The organism is Mucilaginibacter sp. (assembly GCF_965277465.1).
Taxonomy (GTDB): domain Bacteria; phylum Bacteroidota; class Bacteroidia; order Sphingobacteriales; family Sphingobacteriaceae; genus Mucilaginibacter.
This window is the reverse complement of record NZ_CBDICW010000001.1, coordinates 2,659,326-2,678,585: the sequence shown is the minus strand read 5'-3', so window position 1 is coordinate 2,678,585 and position 19,260 is coordinate 2,659,326. Positions and strand designations below refer to the sequence as shown.

13 protein-coding genes and 1 tRNA gene are annotated in these 19,260 nt (G+C 39.6%); 9 read left to right on the top strand and 5 right to left on the bottom strand.

From position 1 onward, the window contains the following. Positions 1 to 25: 25 nt before the first annotated feature. The 5 genes from ACQY4U_RS11990 to ACQY4U_RS11970 form a co-directional block, all read right to left on the bottom strand. Entirely contained in the window at positions 26 to 2,605 is a 2,580-nt protein-coding gene (locus tag ACQY4U_RS11990; RefSeq protein WP_428329648.1) for a DUF5686 family protein, read from the bottom strand. Between the two features lie 288 nt (positions 2,606 to 2,893). Beyond that, positions 2,894 to 5,149, bottom strand: a complete 2,256-nt coding sequence (locus ACQY4U_RS11985) for an alpha-N-acetylglucosaminidase (protein ID WP_428329647.1) — start codon at positions 5,147 to 5,149, stop codon at positions 2,894 to 2,896. Between the two features lie 152 nt (positions 5,150 to 5,301). Further along, positions 5,302 to 6,015: a hypothetical protein gene (locus ACQY4U_RS11980; protein ID WP_428329646.1), complete on the bottom strand. Its 714-nt coding sequence runs from the start codon at positions 6,013 to 6,015 to the stop codon at positions 5,302 to 5,304. 144 nt (positions 6,016 to 6,159) lie between these two features. After that, positions 6,160 to 6,246: transfer RNA gene (locus ACQY4U_RS11975), tRNA-Ser, on the bottom strand. A 79-nt stretch (positions 6,247 to 6,325) separates the two neighbouring features. After that, positions 6,326 to 8,392: an HD family phosphohydrolase gene (locus ACQY4U_RS11970; protein WP_428329645.1), complete on the bottom strand. Its 2,067-nt coding sequence runs from the start codon at positions 8,390 to 8,392 to the stop codon at positions 6,326 to 6,328. A gap of 155 nt (positions 8,393 to 8,547) precedes the next feature. On the opposite strand from ACQY4U_RS11970, the gene ACQY4U_RS11965 reads away from it, so the two are divergent. The 9 genes from ACQY4U_RS11965 to ACQY4U_RS11925 all read left to right on the top strand — a co-directional run bounded on the left by ACQY4U_RS11965 (position 8,548) and on the right by ACQY4U_RS11925 (position 19,255). Beyond that, a complete protein-coding gene (locus tag ACQY4U_RS11965) occupies positions 8,548 to 9,726 on the top strand; it encodes an acetyl-CoA C-acyltransferase (protein WP_428329644.1) in 1,179 nt (392 codons plus the stop codon). Positions 9,727 to 9,734: 8 nt separating this feature from the next. After that, on the top strand, positions 9,735 to 10,655 hold the full coding sequence (locus ACQY4U_RS11960; protein ID WP_428329643.1) for a hypothetical protein: 921 nt from the start codon (positions 9,735 to 9,737) through the stop codon (positions 10,653 to 10,655). A gap of 144 nt (positions 10,656 to 10,799) precedes the next feature. Next, entirely contained in the window at positions 10,800 to 11,153 is a 354-nt protein-coding gene (locus ACQY4U_RS11955) for a hypothetical protein (RefSeq protein ID WP_428329642.1), read from the top strand. 227 nt (positions 11,154 to 11,380) lie between these two features. After that, positions 11,381 to 12,868, top strand: coding sequence for an MFS transporter (locus tag ACQY4U_RS11950; RefSeq protein ID WP_428329641.1), 1,488 nt, complete (start codon positions 11,381 to 11,383; stop codon positions 12,866 to 12,868). Between the two features lie 113 nt (positions 12,869 to 12,981). Next, entirely contained in the window at positions 12,982 to 13,713 is a 732-nt protein-coding gene (locus ACQY4U_RS11945) for a polyprenol monophosphomannose synthase (protein ID WP_428329640.1), read from the top strand. A gap of 172 nt (positions 13,714 to 13,885) precedes the next feature. Next, on the top strand, positions 13,886 to 14,908 hold the full coding sequence (gene ruvB / locus ACQY4U_RS11940; protein WP_428329639.1) for a Holliday junction branch migration DNA helicase RuvB: 1,023 nt from the start codon (positions 13,886 to 13,888) through the stop codon (positions 14,906 to 14,908). Positions 14,909 to 14,950: 42 nt separating this feature from the next. Beyond that, the gene (locus ACQY4U_RS11935) at positions 14,951 to 17,230 is read left to right on the top strand and encodes a GH92 family glycosyl hydrolase (protein WP_428329638.1); all 2,280 of its coding nucleotides are present in this window, start codon (positions 14,951 to 14,953) and stop codon (positions 17,228 to 17,230) included. Positions 17,231 to 17,246: 16 nt separating this feature from the next. Further along, positions 17,247 to 18,335 carry a Gfo/Idh/MocA family protein gene (locus ACQY4U_RS11930; RefSeq protein WP_428329637.1) on the top strand — a complete coding sequence of 363 codons (1,089 nt, stop codon included), beginning with the start codon at positions 17,247 to 17,249 and terminating at the stop codon, positions 18,333 to 18,335. Positions 18,336 to 18,490: 155 nt separating this feature from the next. Beyond that, positions 18,491 to 19,255, top strand: a complete 765-nt coding sequence (locus tag ACQY4U_RS11925; protein ID WP_428329636.1) for a polysaccharide deacetylase family protein — start codon at positions 18,491 to 18,493, stop codon at positions 19,253 to 19,255. Positions 19,256 to 19,260 lie beyond the last annotated feature (5 nt).

The window sequence follows — 19,260 nt, the reverse complement described above, 5'->3', positions numbered from 1 at the left end:
TACTGATTAAAAAAGTATTTTCTTTTTAAAACTGGAGAACAACCAGTGCCCTTATACCATGCCTTGGCGCATAAGGATGATCCAGGTAGTTGAAACGCTCCACATAATCAAGCCTTAATAGTTTAAATATATTGGCTATACCAATACTACCTTCGGTATAAGCACCATTGTTTAAGCTATAAGTAGTTGCTACACCCTGACCGTTTTTAGGGAACTGATAAAGTGCAGGATCATTAGCAGGGTTATTCTCTGATCTTATACCACCCCAAAGTGCTTTGAACGATATTACCTCGCGCCATTTTAGTTTCTTTAACACAGGTACTTTGTTAAATATAAAACCATTAAAATTCTGGTCGATATTAATAGCTGCGTAGTGGTCACTTACAAACTCTAAAAAGTTCATTAAGTTGTACGATTGTAACTGTAACGCATAGCTCTGGTTAGCATGATGAATATCTAACAGCGGGAAAGGAACTTTTCCAAAAATGTAACCGCCTTCGGTACTTACATCAGCAAATCCTAACTGCGAAAGATAAAAGCGCTTGGTGATATTACCTGTTATGTTTTCGTAATTATACTCGCCGTTAAAAGCACCTTTTATGCCCTGCTGATAACGCAATGTAAAAATCGGGTATTTATCAGGTATAGGGGTACGGTACAATTTACCCTGGTAAAATTTTTCTTCGGGTGCGTACCTGAATTCGGCAGATAGTTCTGTTGTTCTAAGACCTGTTAAATTGTTAGGAACGCCGTTTATCTCGTTCTGGAAATATAAAGTTCCGCCAGGGTGCTGATTCCAGACCTGAAATTGGAATTTGTAAGAAAAGTGGTTTAAATACTCATGTACATAATTAAATCTTGCTATATCATTATAAAGTAAGGTGGTATTTTGACCGCGTTTAAATGATAAAAAGAAGTTATCTTCTTCAACAAACTGCAATTCCTGCCCCGGTATTTTTGTATCGTGCTGAAAACTTGCACGCAGATACTCCTGCGGGAACGAGTAAATAGATTTATTATTCAAGGAGTAAGTACCGCTTAAAAAGTATTTCCACTTATCGTCCTTAAATCCGTAAGCACCATACGTTTCAAAATAGTAACGCTTGCTTAGTAGTGGCGTTGTACGGCCACCAAGTCGTAGTCTGAAACCTTCAACCGGGTTAAAGTTATAAAAGGAGTTTGTAGGGCCTATTTCAAATTTACCAACATCATAATAACCAGCTAATATAAGGGTGGCTATCCGCATGGTACGTTTAAACGATGGGATGGTTTGCAGGCTATCTATATTGGAATAAATATTTTCTTCACTCTTTTTAAGGGTATCCAGGCGGTTCTGGCGCCAAAAGTCGGCACCTTTTTTTTCTGCATCCGGCGCAACAGATTCCGCAGGGCCTGAGTAAGTTTGTGGTGGGCGTGGTGTATTTACTATAAAGTTATTGACCATAACTACACGCTCCCCAAATATACCGCCACCTTTCTTTTTATTGAGGCCGAAATCCATCTTCAGGTCACTTTCACTTAAGTGATATTTCCCTAAAGTATCTTTATCAAACGACAGGATAGCCTGCATCTGCCTAACAAAGTTGAGGTTGATGTTTTTATTTACAGATAAAACAGATTTTTCAACCGCAAAATTACCATCCATCGTGATATAGATCCTTCCGCTAAACAGCAGATCGGTTTTGTTACGCGGCGTAAAACTTAACTCAATCAATTGCGGGCTTACGTCTTTTATAGTATCGGTAATAAAAAACATGTAAAATGATGGCGCAGCATCGGCAATAGGGCTTAATAATTGGTTACCCAATAACGAGATATTGTTATCATAGATATTAATATCCTGATACATCCTGTTGAAGTATGATTTTAAACCTTCATTGTCAATAAAGCCTTCGTCGTATTTTACCTGCTTGTTAGCCTGTATAATTTGTTTTTTAGCGAAAGGATCTTTCCTGAAATAATTATCAGACAGTTTCTCTTCCATATAAACAGGCAGTAAGGTTTTACCCCCTATTTCAGTCGAATCCTGTTCCCTGAACAGGAACTGATAATTTTTGAAGATACCTTTGCTTTTAAATTTCTCAGAAAGATCGCTCAGGTAAAAAGCCATCTTTTCGTACTGATGGTATTCGGCGTAGTTGTAATTCTCAAGCCTGTTAAGCTTTTTGTGCGCAATTACTTTGCGGATAAGCTCAACAGCCGGGTTATCCTTGTTGCGGTATTTAACCTTTTTGCCCGAACTGATAACCACCTCTTTAAGTAGGTGATCGTCTTCGGCAAGTACAACGTTGAGCACTTGCTCTTTACCCGGCACTATGTTTTTAACCAGAGTTTTATAGCCAATAAAAGAGAACCTTACCTTTGTGTAAGCACCTGTAGTTTTTACCGTGTATTTTCCGCCGTTATCAGAACTGCTTCCAATGGTTGTACCATCAAAAGTAACGGTAACGGCCGGCATAGTTTCTTTAGTTTTAGCATCAATTATAGTACCTGTAACTACGGTGTTTTGTTGGGAATAAGCTGCTTCACAGCCAATTGCTAATACTCCAAAAAGAAAGATTTGAAATATAGATTTGTAAAGTTTAGATGTAAATATTTTTTCCATATACGGGTTATTCTTTAAATATTGTGGCACAAAAACCAGGGCTTTATGCCAAATACTTTCAAATTGTGCGCAATATACGCCCCTTTTATTTAAATATTTGATTACAAGTAATTTGTGACATTTAGTAAACTTAATTGCTGGCTATATGGCAATAGCATGATATTCACCATACTTAACTATCACATTTTAAGCAACTAACATATATATACAAAAATTATGGGGGATAGCTTGTATAAATATATACTTATTAAAAACAGTGTTATTAAGGTAATGTTTGTTTATATAAAACTATAAATACAACAACCATTTTTTGTACACACCCTCACATACATTAAATGTATTGCCAACCGGTTTATTTATAAAAGATTGTTCGTGTTGGTTTTTATTTGCCCATTGCCAGTCAAACTGCGCCCTTATTTTGTTAAACGCTACCATATCCGGTTCGGCTCCTGTTTTTATAGTTTTGCGTAGTTCTTTAAAAAACAAATCCCAGCGTGCTTCATAATAAGTGGTGATCAAGCCCGACCAATCCTTTGCTGCATAATCGGTAATACCGTTATCCTCGCCACCCCAGGTAGTGATCAGTACCCTGGCATTTCGCTCGTAGTAGTTTTTTTCAGCATCAGTTACACCTAAATCACGTGCCTGTGTAATCCAGTTACCTAATAATAATTCATTTTGAGTAGCCGCAACCTTATCTACATCCTCGCATAAACTTTTAAACAGGCCAGTATATTTTTCAAATGCTATTTCGTTTTTGGAATAATATGCTTTGGAGATAGAATCCCGAAAGGAAACTGCAAGATTTACCAATACCTGTTTTTCTAAAATTGCAAGATCCCTGTTAAAATCAGGCGAAGATTTAGAAACGGAGTCGGCCAAAAAACAAACCGGGAGGATATTGGCTAATGCGCTATAATCATAGTTACTTAATGAAGAATAACCACCATGACCTTTGAGCATAGGCTTTGATTGGATAATATTACCTAACCCTACGTCAGAAACCTGCTTGTTATAAGCAACGGGCAAAAGTTTTCTCCAAACGGATTGCATAATGGGGTCGTTGTTACCGCTCCGGCTGTCGGCATAGGTAATTATCCAGTCGTTGGTGTATTTTGCACTAGCATTCCAGGCATAATCAAACAACCACTCAAACATAAAGTTATTGATACCAAAACCTTCCAGCGTGGTTCCTATACCAACCATTTGCCTTTTATTAGGATCGGCCTCGGTAACCGGTAGTATTTTGGCCACTTTTAATAATGGCGCTGCAAGCTGTGTATTACCGCCAAAATTACCCAAGTAACACCAAATATAAGGCGCGTTAAAAAAGCCATCGGTTAAGCGCCATATTTCAGTGTTCTCACAAAAATAATCAAGGAGTACCATTTTATTTGGAGGCACTGCTTTTATCATAGCTTCTAAACGCGGGTTTGTCCAGTGTTTACGGTCGTAATAAAAAGTCCAGCCCATTTGTACCCATACGGCATTGGGGTCAATGGCTTTCATGCCGCCATACAATGTTTTGGCTACGCTTGCCAAATAAGCAGGTTCCCAACTTGGCGGGTCCATTTCATTAAACGGATCGGCACCATAGTAATGATCTGTGCCTAATAACTTCTGCTGTTCACTTAAATATGCCTTCTGGATCTTTACAAATAAAGGATCCATGGGGTCTAAAAAATAAGCATCGTTCTCGCTCCCGGTATCATACGAACCCAGGTCAGTTAGCTTAATATCCGGAAATTTTGTTTTCAGATCTTTGGGAACATGCCCTGCAAAGGCCGGTAAGATCGGTTTCATTCCAAAACTTCTTTCGCGCTGCAGTATTTGTTTTTGCAAAGCAAACTGCCCGTCAATAAAGCTTTGCGGCAAAGGGCCTAACCATCTGTCGAGGTTGCCCATGCGTTGCCAGGGCAGATGTGCAGGGCCTGTAAAAAATGCGCGGCTTTGCTCATCCGTCATACCAAACTTTTTCCAAACACGCTGCCATATATATTCCTGCCCAGTAATAGCTAAAGGCATATTGATGCCATTTAGGGCCATCCAGTCAATTAAACGTTCCCAATCTCTCCATTTCCACCACAAAGTGGTATAGCCAAATGTGCAATAATTCAGAAAAAAGCGTTTATCAAACCGGCAAGCCTCTCCCACTGGCGCTGTTATTATGGGCAACTGTGCTGATCTTAACGATACAGCATCGTTCGCGTACCAGCTTACCGAGATATGGCAATAGTTTTTAAGGTAGTAATTAAAGCCCTTAGCCATTGACAGGGCATTAGTTCCCTTTATAAATATTTTATCTGCCTTGCTTTCTATATAAAAACTATCCCTTGCAGCTGTAACAGGCATAGTTTGCAATATAAACGATGCTGATTTGCCCGGTAGCAAGCGTTCTATCATAGCGCTTACCTGCTGCCTGTCCATTTCCTGGCTATCAATGGTTGATGCGCTTTTAGCAATAAAAGGGAAGCTGATAGTCAGCATTACTAAGGCTATGGTAGCAAGCTTATTTCTTTTTAACTGATAAGATGTTGTATTCAAAATGATAGTTTAAGTAGGTTGGGCAAATGAGTTTAATGTATTAACTAATGAAATGACTTAGCTATAACACCTTAAAAATGCTTAAATTATAGGATATTTTACACATTTACTTTAAGTATTTAACTTAAAGCAGACTACGTTTCACATTTGTATCAATTTTTAGTATGTATGGCAACTTTTTCGCCTTTTGGAGGTAAAGGCGTCATCCATTTAATGCTGCTCCTTTTAACAGCTGAATTAAGCTCATTAGCTAAGAGTATTGTTTTATCGTTCAGCACTATCGTATCCTTATCAGATTTTATACCGATCCATCCACTGCTAGCCACCACATAATATTTATCATCAATATGGATAAGTACATTTTCATTTCCGGCCTTTGCAGCTGCGAGCTTATCATTAAACTCTTTTTGAGCGCTCACCTTACTAAAACCGGCCAGCACGTTATCGTAACTCAAATTATTTTTATCACCAAAGTCAGTAAAAGAACTTGCCTTGCTATTTAATTCTCTTAGTCCAAAATACATGGCAGCTGATGCACCGCCCGTAAAATCGGCCCAGTTTTCGTGTTGTGAAAATGTTTGATAGCCCTTTTTCTTAATTTTTAGGCTGAATTTTATAGCACCTGTTTTGGCATAAGCTATCACTACTTTGTAATATCCATTTTTATCGGTAGCACCTAAAAGTTTATTGCTATCATCATAAATTTCGGCAGCTTCAACCGGGGCTAATGTTTGTGCATTAACAATTAACCCGGCAAGGTTAATATTCCGGATAGCTGAATGCTTTTTTGCTGCAAGCGATAAAGAAAATGTGCTTACCGCAAATACAATTACCAATACTGATCTTTTAATTAAAAAACTGTGCATGATGTCGATTTTAAACCTATGGCTAAATGTCTAAAAAAATCATGAATTAGTTTAGCTGCACTTCATATTATTGTGATTGCTTTTGCAGACTGTACAATATTTAAACAAAAAATGCCACTAAAATTTAGTGGCATTTTTTGTTTGCGGAGAAGGAGGGATTCGAACCCTCGGTACCGTTTCCAGTACGTCAGTTTAGCAAACTGATCCTTTCGGCCTCTCAGGCACCTCTCCTTGTTTTAATAATATTCCCCGTTTTTCGGGATTGCAAATATAGCAATTAGGGCATGCCATCAAAAAAAAAGTTCATTTTCTAATAATCTATTCGCACATGGTAAATGCTCATCAGCATTCTTTTAAAAATTGCTTTAATAGTTTCAATGTCTTTTAAAGTTATATTACTGTCTTTCAGCTGGTTTTGATCCAGCTTATATTTTACTATACGATCTACCAAACTTCCGATAGAAATCTCATCAGGCTCCTTTAACGACCGCGAAGCAGCCTCAATCGAGTCGGCGAGCATCAAAACTCCGGCTTCTTTTGAGAAAGGCACCGGGCCGGGGTACCTAAAAGTGTTCTCATCGATGAATTTTTCGGGGAAATTTTTCAAAGACGACTGGTAAAAATAATCAACCCGGGTATCACCATGATGCGTACGGATAAAGTCGATCACAATTTCAGGCAGGTTTGCCTTACGGGCCATTTCAATCCCCTTGCTTACGTGCCTGATAATGATCTGGGCACTTTCCTGGTACGACAGCTTATCATGCGGGTTAAAGCCCGAACTCTGGTTCTCTATAAAGTATAAAGGGTTTTCCATTTTACCAATATCATGGTATAATGCCCCGGCTCTAACTAATAAAGCATTCCCACCAATACTGTATATCGCGTTTTCGGCCAGGTTGGCTACCTGTAACGAATGCTGAAAGGTTCCGGGTGCAGTAAAGGCCATTTCGCGCAGTAAGGGCGCATTGGTATTGGTAAGCTCGATAAGGGTAATATCAGATGTTAAGGCAAATACCTTTTCAAAAATATAAATAAGCGGATAGGCCAGCAGCGTTAATAAAACACTTACCACAAATGGAACAAAATCCATCACGTCAATGCTCTTGATACTCCCCTCGCGGATAAAAGAGATTCCCAAAAAGGCAATAAAATAAGATATGGTGATAATAAGGGCCGAAAGCAGGAACTGCTCGCGGCGGATCAGGTTTTTGATACTGTAGATGGATACCATCCCTGCCGTAATTTCAAAATAGGCAAACTCAAAACTATTGGGCACAAAAAAACCGGCAATTAGCACCACTAATAAATGGATGTTTAAAGCCAGGCGGGTATCAAATAATATCCGGATAATGATAGGTACAATACAGTACGGTATATAGTATAAATTAGGCAGCTGCAGTTTTATAGCTATTGACAGCGTAAACAACATGCCTGTTACTACCAGCAATATTAAACTCACCAGCCTGTTATCAGCATAAATATCTTTACGGAAAAGGTACAGGAACACCATTAACAAAGTAATTGAAAGGCCTACCAATAAAAACTGGCCAAGCAATACCAAACGGTGATCGCCGTTGATACGGGCATTATCCTCAAAAGCCTTTTTGTACGATTGCAGCTTTTGATAAACCTCATCACTTACTACCGATCCTTTACCTACAATTACCTCCCCTTTTTGCACCATGCCGCGTGTGGTAGATAAATTTTCAACAACTTCTTTTTCAAGCCTTGAGGTTAGTTTGTTATCATAAACCAGGTTAGGCTGAATCCTGTCGCTTATTAGGTTCAGTAAAAAGGCTTTATTTAAATCATTGCGCCCGCTTAGTTGCTGGTTGCAATAGCTTAAAGCTTTTTCTTTGGTAAAAACATCAGAGGTGTTTTTCTCGGTCGCAACGTTTTTATCAAGAATAGTGATGGGATAATTTTCGGCACTTTGCTGGTATTTAGGATTCAGGGATAAAATCCCTTTATCATAAACATCCCTTAACAAATTAATGGCTTCGGTAATATATCGGGGTTTCTGGCGGTCAGGTATGCCTGCATTGTGCCATTTAATTTCCAGATCATTCTTTAGGCCATCCAACTCCTGTACGCTTAAATCATCATCGGCCTGGTATATAGGTGTTATACTTGCCAGGGCAACTTTTTGATCGCTTTCAATCTCAGGCTGTGTTTTTAGTATGGCGAAGTTATATGGGGAGATAAGGTCCTTTTGGTTCCAGATACGGCCCTTTTCAATATCGTAACTAAATTTTGCCTGCTTAGGTAGTGTAAAAACAATTAAACAAACACTAACCAGCATCATTAAAAACTTAAGATTACGGGCATATTTGCGTAACAGTGCCTTTTGACGTGATGAAGATAATTGTGCCATTTATATGTATATCCTTTCAAAATTAATATAAGTTTCCGTTATCCGCAGCTTTTAGTCATTATAGGCTAACATCTGTATAAAACTAAAGCACATAATTTACTATGCATGCATAATATAAAATACTAAATTTGCATCCCAGTTCAACCATTTATTTTATGAGAGAAGTAGTAATAGTTTCAGCAACCCGTACCCCTATCGGTAGCTTTGGCGGCAGCCTTGCCAGTTTATCAGCAACACAATTAGGTGCAATTGTAATTAAATCGGCAGTTGAAAAAGCCGGTTTAAAACCAGCGCAGTTACAGGAAGTTTATATGGGTAATGTACTATCGGCCAATATTGGGCAGGCACCTGCTACACAGGCCGCTATATTTGCCGGGCTACCTTATATGCCAGCCACTACAGTAAATAAAGTATGTGCATCTGGCATGAAAGCAATAATGCTGGCCGCCCAAAGTATAGCATTAGGGCAAAATGATATTGTTTTAGCCGGCGGAATGGAAAGTATGAGCAACGTACCTTATTACTTAGACAAGGCACGTAACGGTTACCGTTTAGGTAACGGACAAATTACCGATGGCTTGATAAAAGACGGACTTTGGGATGTATACAATGATTACCACATGGGATCAGCAGCTGAGTTATGTGCTGCCGATTGCCATATAAGCCGCGAAGATCAGGATGCTTTCGCCGTAGAATCATACAAACGTGCGCAGGCTGCACAGGCCGCAGGGAAATTTCAGCAGGAAATAACACCGGTTGAGTTAAAAGATAAAAAGGGCGACATCACTTTGTTTAGCGATGATGAGGAGCCAAAAGCCGTTAAGTTTGATAAGATCTCATCGTTAAAGCCGGTATTTAAAAAAGATGGCACAGTAACCGCAGCCAATGCCTCAACCTTAAATGATGGTGCTGCAGCATTAGTATTAATGAGCCGCGAAAAGGCTGACGAATTGTGTATAAAGCCATTAGCCAAAATAGTATCCTATGCTGATGCGCAGCAGGCACCCGAGTGGTTTACTACAGCACCTTCAAAAGCTATTCCGCTGGCATTGCACAGGGCCGGTTTATCAGGCGATGAGATAGATTTCTTCGAGATCAACGAGGCGTTCTCGGTAGTATCAATAGCCAACAACCAAATTTTAAAACTCGATCCCGAAAAAGTAAACGTTAATGGCGGCGCTGTTGCTATGGGGCACCCGCTTGGTGCATCGGGTGCACGCATCATTGTAACTTTGCTGCATGTTTTACAGCAGAATAATGGAAAATACGGCGCAGCAGGAATTTGTAATGGCGGCGGGGGTGCAAGTGCAATGGTTATCGAAAATTTTCGTTAATTAGGGTAATGAAAACGATCATATTTTCCTTTCTGTTACTGGCTATGCTGCCGCAATTAATATTCGCCCAGCATTCGGACGAGAGCGGCCGCATTAAACAACTGCACCTGTATGAAGATACGCTAAGCGATTTAGGTAAAAAGTTTATTAATGATGAAAACGACCTGGAACGAAAAAATGCCAATTACGCATTTATAAAAACGCTGGTTAGCGCGCTAAAGGTTCCTAACTCATTCCTTTTCCCGTTTGATTCGGTTAAAAGCATCAGTATTATTAACTCGCCTGATAACCGGTTCCGTATACTGAGCTGGCACGTGGTAAACCAGGATGGCAGTAACCGTTTTTATGGAACCATCCAAATAAACACAGGCGGCAATTTGCAAATGTATCCGCTCGAGGATTACTCCCCATTATTAAAAAACCCTGAAGATTCAGTTACCAGTACCCATAAATGGTACGGTGCGCAGTATTATAAAATTATCCCCGTATACTCACCAAAACTCTATTATGTTTTAATTGGCTGGAAAGGCAATACGGTAAAATCAACCAAAAAAGTTATTGATGTACTCTCGTTTAAAGATAATAAGCCCGAATTAGGCTTACCAATTTTTGACGGTAACGGAAAAACCCGTAAAAGAGTAGTTTTTGAATATACCCGCCAGGCATCAATGCTGCTGAGGTATGTACCAGAGCAAAACCTGATCGTTTTTGATCACCTCTCCCCTCCTGATCCTAAATTAAAAAACCAGCACGATACCTATGGGCCTGATTTAAGTTATGATGGCTATAAGCTAAAAAACGGCAGATGGGTTTATGTTGAAAACCTGGACATGCGGAACGTACCCGAGGATAAGGACGAAAAGTACACTGATCCAAAAAAACAGGCAGAGTTAGACAGAGCTAATCCACCACCGCCTGCTGAGAATTGAGATAACAGACCATTATTGTTATATATTTTCCGCCGTTGTTAGTGTTGTCACCAACATTCTACGCTTAAATTAAAATGTTTTATTACATTACCCTTACTAATCACGCGGCTTGTTGATGACGACACCAATAAGGGCACAAAACCTATGAATAACAAACTCACTTATATATTTCCCGCATTGTTTATAGTTGCATTTATTGCTTTGGTATTAATAGGTAACCTTGGTCCAAGCAAACCTTGTAGTGACAAATCGGAATTTATTAATTCAACTTATAACGCTATTGTTATCAATAAATATTTAGATGAGAAAAATCACAATTTTAAAACAGTTTTGTATTCTACTAATAATAAATTGATAGAGATACGGTTTATTGATGATACTAGTGGGTATTATGAATTTGTAAAGCCCGGTGATAGCATATTGAAATCCAAAAATACTGACTTGCTAACAGTGAATCATATTAAAAGATTTAGAATAAATTTCGATTGCAAACAATAAGTAATGTAGCCTTTACGCATACTAAGCACGCGGCGTTGGTGACAACACCAACAAGAGCAAAATGACGCGTTTTTTATTATTCTCTTCACATTAAAGTTGTAACATGAAATTTTATATAGCTTAGTTGTTGTAATTCAGCCCGATCCACAAAAATTTAAATCATTAACCCGTATTAAATTCTGATTTACTGGAAATATATTACTTTAGTGAAAAATTAAACTAAATAAATGCAAGAAAGCCCTGCTATTACAGCACCTTCCAAGTCCCGTTTCCCCAGAAGTGTTCCCTTTATTATCGGGAACGAAGCCGCAGAACGCTTCAGTTTTTATGGTATGCGTTCTATACTTACACTTTTTTTGGTTAACCAATTTTTTAATCCTAAAGGAAATGCGGCCTTAACAGATCAAGCTAATGCACATGCTAATAAGATTCACCATTTATTTGTGATGGTAGCATATGCTCTACCTTTTGTAGGTGGGATGATAGCCGACTGGTTTACAGGTAAATACAAGCTTATTTTATATGTATCGATGATCTATTGCCTCGGGCATTTTTTATTGGCGATGTTTGACGGTGGCCTCAATGGCTTTGAATTAGGTTTGCTTGTAGTTGCTATAGGTGCCGGTGGTATTAAATCATGTGTATCTGCAAACGTTGGCGACCAATTTGATGCTACCAACCAGGATTTACTTTCAAAAGTATATGGCTGGTTCTATTTCAGTATTAATGCCGGTTCTATGATCTCAACCGTTGCCATTCCGGAGGTTTATAAATATTTTGGCCCGAAATGGGCTTTTGGGGTTCCGGGTTTCCTGATGGCGCTGGCCACCATCATCTTTTTTTCAGGCCGTAAAAGATATGTAAAAGTTCCGCCGCAAGGCGTAAACAGAAATAATCTCGTTTTCATTACCTGGTATGCCTTAACTCACTTAAGCCAAAAAAAACCGGGGCAATCCCTGCTTGATGTTGCCAAAGGCCCTTATGATCCTGAACGTGTTGAAGGCGTTAAAGCGGTTTATCGTGTTATGGCAGTATTCTTTTTCGCACTGGCATTTTGGGCTGTTTGGGATCAATGCTTATCTGAATGGACTTTGTATGCAGATAAAATGGATCGTGTTATTAACCTTAGTTTCACCTCATTTACTGTAGAGCCTGGTCAGTTATCAACCGTTAACACGGTATTCCTGCTGCTATTTATTCCGTTATTTAACTATGTAATATATCCTTGGTTTGATAAAATCGGGTTAAAAACAACGCCTTTGCGTCGTTTGGGCACAGGCTTAATTTTAACGGCATTATCATTTGTGGTAATAGGTATAACGCACAACAATATTGTTAACGGCGGCACACCATCTATTTGGTGGCAGGTATTTGCATTCATGATACTTTCTGCAGCGGAAGTATTGGTGTCAATAACAGGTTTGGAATATGCGTATACGCATTCACCAAAATCAATGAAGAGTACAATGACCGGTATTTGGTTTTTAGTAGTGTCATTTGGTAACCTTATTACCGCCCTGGTTAACAATTTTATTGAACAAGGCGGCTGGTGGGCAAGAAATCTTAAAGGTGCAAATTACGAATGGTTCTTTGTAGCGTTTATATGCGTGTTTATTATAGCTTTCTTAATTGTTTCGCCACATTTAAAAGAGCGCAATTACATAACTGACCCTTACATTGATAACCAGGTAATTTCAGATACGATTAACCTGTAATATTTAATAGATTAAATAAAAAGCAGTAGGGTAATAAATACTTTACTGCTTTTTATTTTTAATGATGCTAAAATTGAATTATTTTAGCCGCTTGCTTTACATAATTTTTTGAAGTGCCCGATAGCATAGTTATTATACCCACCTATAACGAAAAGGAAAATATTGAGCGGATGATTCGCAGAGTATTTTCTTTACCTCATGATTTTCACTTACTTATCATTGATGATGGGTCGCCCGATGGCACTCAGAATATTGTAAAACAGTTACAACCGGAATATGCCGGGCGCCTTTTTATTGAAGAGCGCGCAGGCAAACAAGGGCTTGGCACTGCTTACATACATGGTTTTAAATGGGCAATTGCGCATCAATACGACTATATTTTTGAGATGGATGCTGATTTTTCGCACAATCCGGATGACCTGTTAAAATTAAGACAGGCTTGTGTTGATGGTGCTGATGCTGCTATTGGCTCAAGATATATTAATGGTGTAAACGTAGTTAACTGGCCGATGAGCCGCGTACTGATGAGTTATTTTGCATCGGTATATGTGCGCTTTATTACCCGGATCCAGATCCGTGATTTTACGGCCGGTTTTATGTGCTATAAACGCCCTGTTTTGGAAACCATCGAACTTAACAAAATAAAGTTTGTTGGGTACGCCTTCCAGATCGAGATGAAATATACCAGCGTTAAACATGGTTTTACGTTAAAAGAAGTCCCTATCATATTTACCGACCGTACCCTTGGTACTTCAAAAATGTCGACAAGTATTTTCAAGGAAGCATTTTGGGGTGTGATCCAAATGCGGATAAACAGCATTTTCAGAAAATACCCCGAAGGATAAATAAGTAGTATTGTTATTATTACTGACCACAGATCTTGTATAATAAATAATTCCCTTTTTGCAGTTTATGCGGCATGGCGTTAATTTTTTTGTGCGAGGTTTTGTAGAAGGTTGAAATGACATTACATTTTTACATCCTATATTCCGAAATAAAATTTAATTTCGTCATTGAATGAACGAGCATCTTGATCCCGACCGCGAGCGCCTCTCTACTGCTGAACATGACATTGAAAAAGTGTTGCGGCCACAGGCTTTTGAGGATTTTACCGGGCAGGATAAACTATTAGCTAATTTAAAGATATTTGTACAGGCAGCCCGCCAGCGTGGCGAAGCGCTTGACCATGTATTGCTTCATGGCCCCCCGGGATTAGGAAAAACCACCCTATCGCACATTATTGCTAATGAAATGGGGGTTGGTATTAAAATAACCTCGGGCCCGGTATTAGATAAACCAGGCGATCTGGCCGGTTTATTGACCAATTTAGAAACTGGAGATATTCTTTTTATAGACGAGATCCACCGGCTTAGCCCTTTGGTTGAAGAGTACCTGTACTCGGCAATGGAAGATTTTAAAATAGATATAATGCTGGAGAGCGGCCCTAATGCCCGTTCGGTGCAGATCTCACTAAATCCTTTTACTTTGGTTGGGGCTACTACCCGGTCGGGTTTACTTACAGCACCTTTACGTGCAAGGTTTGGTATCAACTCAAGGTTAGAGTATTATGATGCCAAACTGCTTACTACTATTTTACTGCGGTCGTCATCCATATTAAAAACACCAATAAGTGACGAGGGCGCTTACGAAATTGCCCGCCGCAGCCGTGGTACACCACGTATTGCCAATGCTTTATTACGTCGCACACGTGATTTTGCCCAGATAAAAGGTGATGGAAATATTGATACGTCAATTGCCAAATATGCTTTGAATGCATTAAATGTTGATGAGCATGGTTTGGACGAAATGGATAACAAGATACTAACCACCATTATTGATAAATTTAAAGGCGGCCCGGTTGGCTTAAAAACTATAGCGACTGCAGTTGGCGAAGATGAAGGCACTATTGAGGAAGTTTACGAACCCTTTTTAATACAGGAAGGCTTTTTAATGCGTACAGCACGTGGCCGCGAAGCTACGGAAAGTGCTTACAAGCATTTGGGCCGCATAAAAATGGGTGGTAATCCGTCATTATTTTAACAAATTCAAAACTAAATTTTTAACTAAATACCCGAACCATTAATGAAAAATATCCTTTTGTTTTTTGCCTTATTGATAACTGCTAAATCCTTTTCGCAGCAAGTTAATAAGGTTACTGACCCCGTTGAATACATCAACCCGCTGATGGGTACCGACTCAAAGTACGATCTGTCTAACGGTAATACTTACCCTGCAATTGCTTTACCCTGGGGTATGAATTTCTGGACGCCGCAAACCGGTAACATGGGCGACGGATGGCAATACACCTATGATGCCCATAAGATCAATGGCTTTAAACAAACCCACCAGCCATCCCCGTGGATGAATGATTATGGCCAGTTTGCCATAATGCCGGTTACGGGTAAATTAAAAGTAACGCAGTATGGCCGCGCCAGCTGGTTTTCGCACAAGGCTGAGGTTGCTAAACCTTATTACTACAGCGTTTTCCTGGCCGATCATAACGTAACTGCCGAGCTGACCCCTACCGAGCGTACCGCCCAGTTCAGGTTTACTTATCCAAAAACAGATAGTTCATACATCATTATTGATGCTTTTGACAGAGGCTCTTACGTAAAGATCATCCCTGGCGAAAATAAGATCATCGGTTATTCGAGCAAATATGCCCGCGGTCCGCTAAAAAACTTTAAAGACTACTTTGTTATTTATGTAGATAAGCCTATTGTTATGGCTCAAACCTACAGCGACAGTACCTTAACTGACTCTTTATCATTACATGCCAAACATGCAATGGCGGTTATCGGCTTTAAAACGCTAAACGGCGAACAGGTTCATTTAAGAGTTGGTTCATCATTCATCAGCATTGAGCAGGCTGAACTGAACTTAAAAAGAGAACAGGGAACTGACAGCTTTGATGTAACTGAACAAAAAGCTAAAGATACCTGGAACAAAACATTAAACCACTTAAAGGTTGAAGGCGGTTCAATTGATCAAACCCGTACTTTTTATTCATGCCTATACCGCATGCTGTTTTTCCCGAATAAGTTGTATGAGATTGATGCCAAGAACCAACTGGTTCACTACAGCCCTTACAACGGAAAAACAATGCCGGGCTATATGTTTGCAGGTACAGGCTTTTGGGATACTTTCAGGGCACTTTACCCTTTCCTTAACCTTGTTTACCCAAGCATAGTTAAAGAGATGCAGGAAGGCTTAATTAACGATTATAAAGAAGGCGGCTGGTTGCCAGAATGGTCGAGCCCGGGCTACTCAAACGTGATGATCGGTAATAACTCTGCTTCAATCGTATCAGAAGCTTATTTAAAAGGTGGCCGTAATTACGACATCAATAAATTATATGATGCATTGGTACATGGTGCCAACAACGCAGGCCCTGCCGGAACAGGCCGTACCGGGGTTGAGTATTATAACAAATTAGGTTATGTGCCTTATGATGTTAAAATTGACGAGAACGCTGCCCGTACCTTAGAGTATGCTTATGATGATTTTGCCATTTACAAATTAGGTAAGGCATTAGGCAAACCGACATCAGAAACTGATATTTATAAAAAACGCAGTATGAATTACCGCAACCTGTTTGATCCTTCAACAGGCTTAATGCGCGGTAAAAATAAAGATGGTTCGTTCCAGACACCTTTTAATCCGTTTAAATGGGGCGATGCCTTTACCGAAGGTAATAGCTGGCACTATACCTGGGGTGTTTTCCAGGATATGCAGGGCTTGGTTGACCTGATGGGCGGCAAAAAGAAATTTATTGCCAAGCTTGATTCTGTATTTACACTGCCCCCTATTTTTGATGATAGCTATTATGGCGAAGTGATCCACGAGATCCGCGAAATGCAGATCGTGAACATGGGCCAGTATGCACATGGTAACCAGCCAATACAACACATGCTTTACCTGTATAACTATGCAGGTGAGCCGTGGAAAACACAATTCCATGTGCGTGATGTAATGAACAAGCTTTACATGGCAACACCTGATGGTTATTGCGGTGATGAGGATAATGGACAAACCTCAGCATGGTATGTATTTTCGGCAATGGGCTTTTACCCGGTAACCCCTGCCAGTGACCAATATGTTTTAGGCGCACCATTATTCAAAAAACTTACCTTAAATTTAGAGAATGGCAAGCAGGTAATAATTAATGCCCCTAATAACAGCGACAAGAACATTTATGTAAACACCATGAATGTAAATGGCAAACCTTATGATTTTAACTGGTTAAGCCATAGCTCATTATTAAAGGGAGCAGTTATCAATTACAATATGTCGGCCACGCCAAACAAACAACGTGGTATCAAAGCATCTGATGTTCCATATTCGTTATCAAATGAAAAATAATTCAATCATAAAAACTATGATTAGCTACAGCAAGAGATCAACATCTCTTGCTGTATTGCTTTTCGGCCTGTTTTACAGCGCCCATGCACAAGGCCCCAGGGTTGGGGTTGCAGGTTTAAACCACGATCATATTTACAACATCCTGAACGATTACAGTAAAGGACGTGTAAATATTGTGGGCATTGCCGAGCCCAACAGAAAGTTATGGGCTAAATATGGCAAACAGTTCCATATCCCTGATTCTTTGTTTTTTGACGACCTTAAAACGATGGTAAGCAAACGCAGGCCCGCTATTGTTTTAGGCTATAATGCCGTAGCTAACCATGTGGATATAGTTGAGGTATGCGCTCCATTGGGTATACCCGTTATGGTTGAAAAGCCTTTGGCCGCTACCCTTGTACAGGCTAAAAGGATAGAGACGCTGTCTGTTAAATATAATGTAAGCGTATTAACCAATTACGAAACTACCTGGTATCCATCCTACAAGGCGGTATATGATATTGTTAATAAAGACAGTATTGGTGCCATCCGGCGCATGGTGGTGCATGACGGACACCAGGGGCCGCGCGAAATTGGTTGCAGCGAAGAGTTTTTAAGTTGGTTAACTGATCCTGTTTTAAACGGTGCAGGTGCACTTAATGATTTTGGCTGTTATGGTGCCGACCTGATGACCTGGTTAATGCATGGCGAAAGACCCATAGCCGTAACTGCCATAGCCAAACATTATAAGCCTAACGTTTACCCCAAGGTTGAGGATGATGCAACCATATTGGTTGAATATAAAACAGCCACAGGCCAAATTGAAGCATCATGGAGCTGGCCATTCAGCATTAAAGACCTGGAAGTTTTTGGCGAAACAGGCTACCTGCACGCCCTGGATGGTAAAAACCTCACCATGCGCATGCGCGAGAATATAAAAAGTGTAAAAACAGTGCCGCCTTTGGTAGCACCAAATGATGACCCTGTAACGTATTACAATGCCTTTTTAAACAAAAGCATTAAGGCTGACGATGACCGTTCATCTTTAAAATATAACATGATAGTGATGGAAATTTTAGATGCTGCAAAACGATCAATCAAAGAAGGTAAAAGGATAGTACTATAATTTTCACCTTGATTTTTAATTAAAGATCGGGGTAATTGAACCAAACATTTTAATGGTAATTAACTTTATCAATTATCAGTTGGGTGGTTAATTAAAAGATAATTTATTCTATTTTTGCCCACTTTAAATCATTAATAATACATCATCTCTCACTTATGTTAAAGCATTTAATTACGCCAATACTTTTTTGTTTTTTAAGCTGTGCGGCCATTGCGCAAGGAAATAATTCGGCTATAATGGCCCGTAAACAGGTTCCGGTTGTATGTTACCACCAGATCCGCGACTGGAAGCCTACCGATTCAAAAACAGCTAAAGATTATATTATCCCGATAGCGGCATTTAAGCAACACATTAAAATGCTGGCCGATAGCGGTTACCATACTATTTTGCCAGATCAGTTATATGATTACCTTACCAAAGGTACTCCCCTGCCCAGCAAACCTATTATGCTGACATTTGATGACACTGACCTTGATCAGTTCACTATTGCTGCACCCGAGCTGAAGAAATACGGTTTTAAAGGTGTTTATTTTATCATGACCGTTTCTTTAGGCAGACCGCACTACATGAGCAAAGAGCAGGTTAAACAACTATCTGACTGGGGTAACGTAATTGGAAGCCATACCTGGGATCACCATAACTTCAAAAAATTCCAGGGTAAGGATTGGGAAATTCAGTTAGATAAACCAACCAAAAAATTAGAAGACATAACCGGCAAGCCAATTAAATACTTTGCTTATCCGTTTGGCTTATGGAATGCAGAAAACCTGCCTCAGTTACATAAAAGAGGCTTTAAACTGGCTTTCCAGTTAGCTGATAAACGCGATGCAAACGATCCGTTAATGACTGTTAGACGTATACTTGACAGCGGTTACTGGACAACCAAAACATTTAGCAACAGTGTTAGACATAGCTTCTAATTACC

Coding starts and splice junctions, on each gene's coding strand:
- ACQY4U_RS11935 (WP_428329638.1), top strand. CDS start 14,951: ATGAAAAATATCCTTTTGTTTTTTGCCTTATTGATAACTGCTAAATCC.
- ACQY4U_RS11965 (WP_428329644.1), top strand. CDS start 8,548: ATGAGAGAAGTAGTAATAGTTTCAGCAACCCGTACCCCTATCGGTAGC.
- ACQY4U_RS11925 (WP_428329636.1), top strand. CDS start 18,491: ATGTTAAAGCATTTAATTACGCCAATACTTTTTTGTTTTTTAAGCTGT.
- ACQY4U_RS11930 (WP_428329637.1), top strand. CDS start 17,247: ATGATTAGCTACAGCAAGAGATCAACATCTCTTGCTGTATTGCTTTTC.
- ACQY4U_RS11970 (WP_428329645.1), bottom strand. CDS start 8,392: ATGGCACAATTATCTTCATCACGTCAAAAGGCACTGTTACGCAAATAT.
- ACQY4U_RS11960 (WP_428329643.1), top strand. CDS start 9,735: ATGAAAACGATCATATTTTCCTTTCTGTTACTGGCTATGCTGCCGCAA.
- ACQY4U_RS11950 (WP_428329641.1), top strand. CDS start 11,381: ATGCAAGAAAGCCCTGCTATTACAGCACCTTCCAAGTCCCGTTTCCCC.
- ruvB (WP_428329639.1), top strand. CDS start 13,886: ATGAACGAGCATCTTGATCCCGACCGCGAGCGCCTCTCTACTGCTGAA.
- ACQY4U_RS11980 (WP_428329646.1), bottom strand. CDS start 6,015: ATGCACAGTTTTTTAATTAAAAGATCAGTATTGGTAATTGTATTTGCG.
- ACQY4U_RS11955 (WP_428329642.1), top strand. CDS start 10,800: ATGAATAACAAACTCACTTATATATTTCCCGCATTGTTTATAGTTGCA.
- ACQY4U_RS11990 (WP_428329648.1), bottom strand. CDS start 2,605: ATGGAAAAAATATTTACATCTAAACTTTACAAATCTATATTTCAAATC.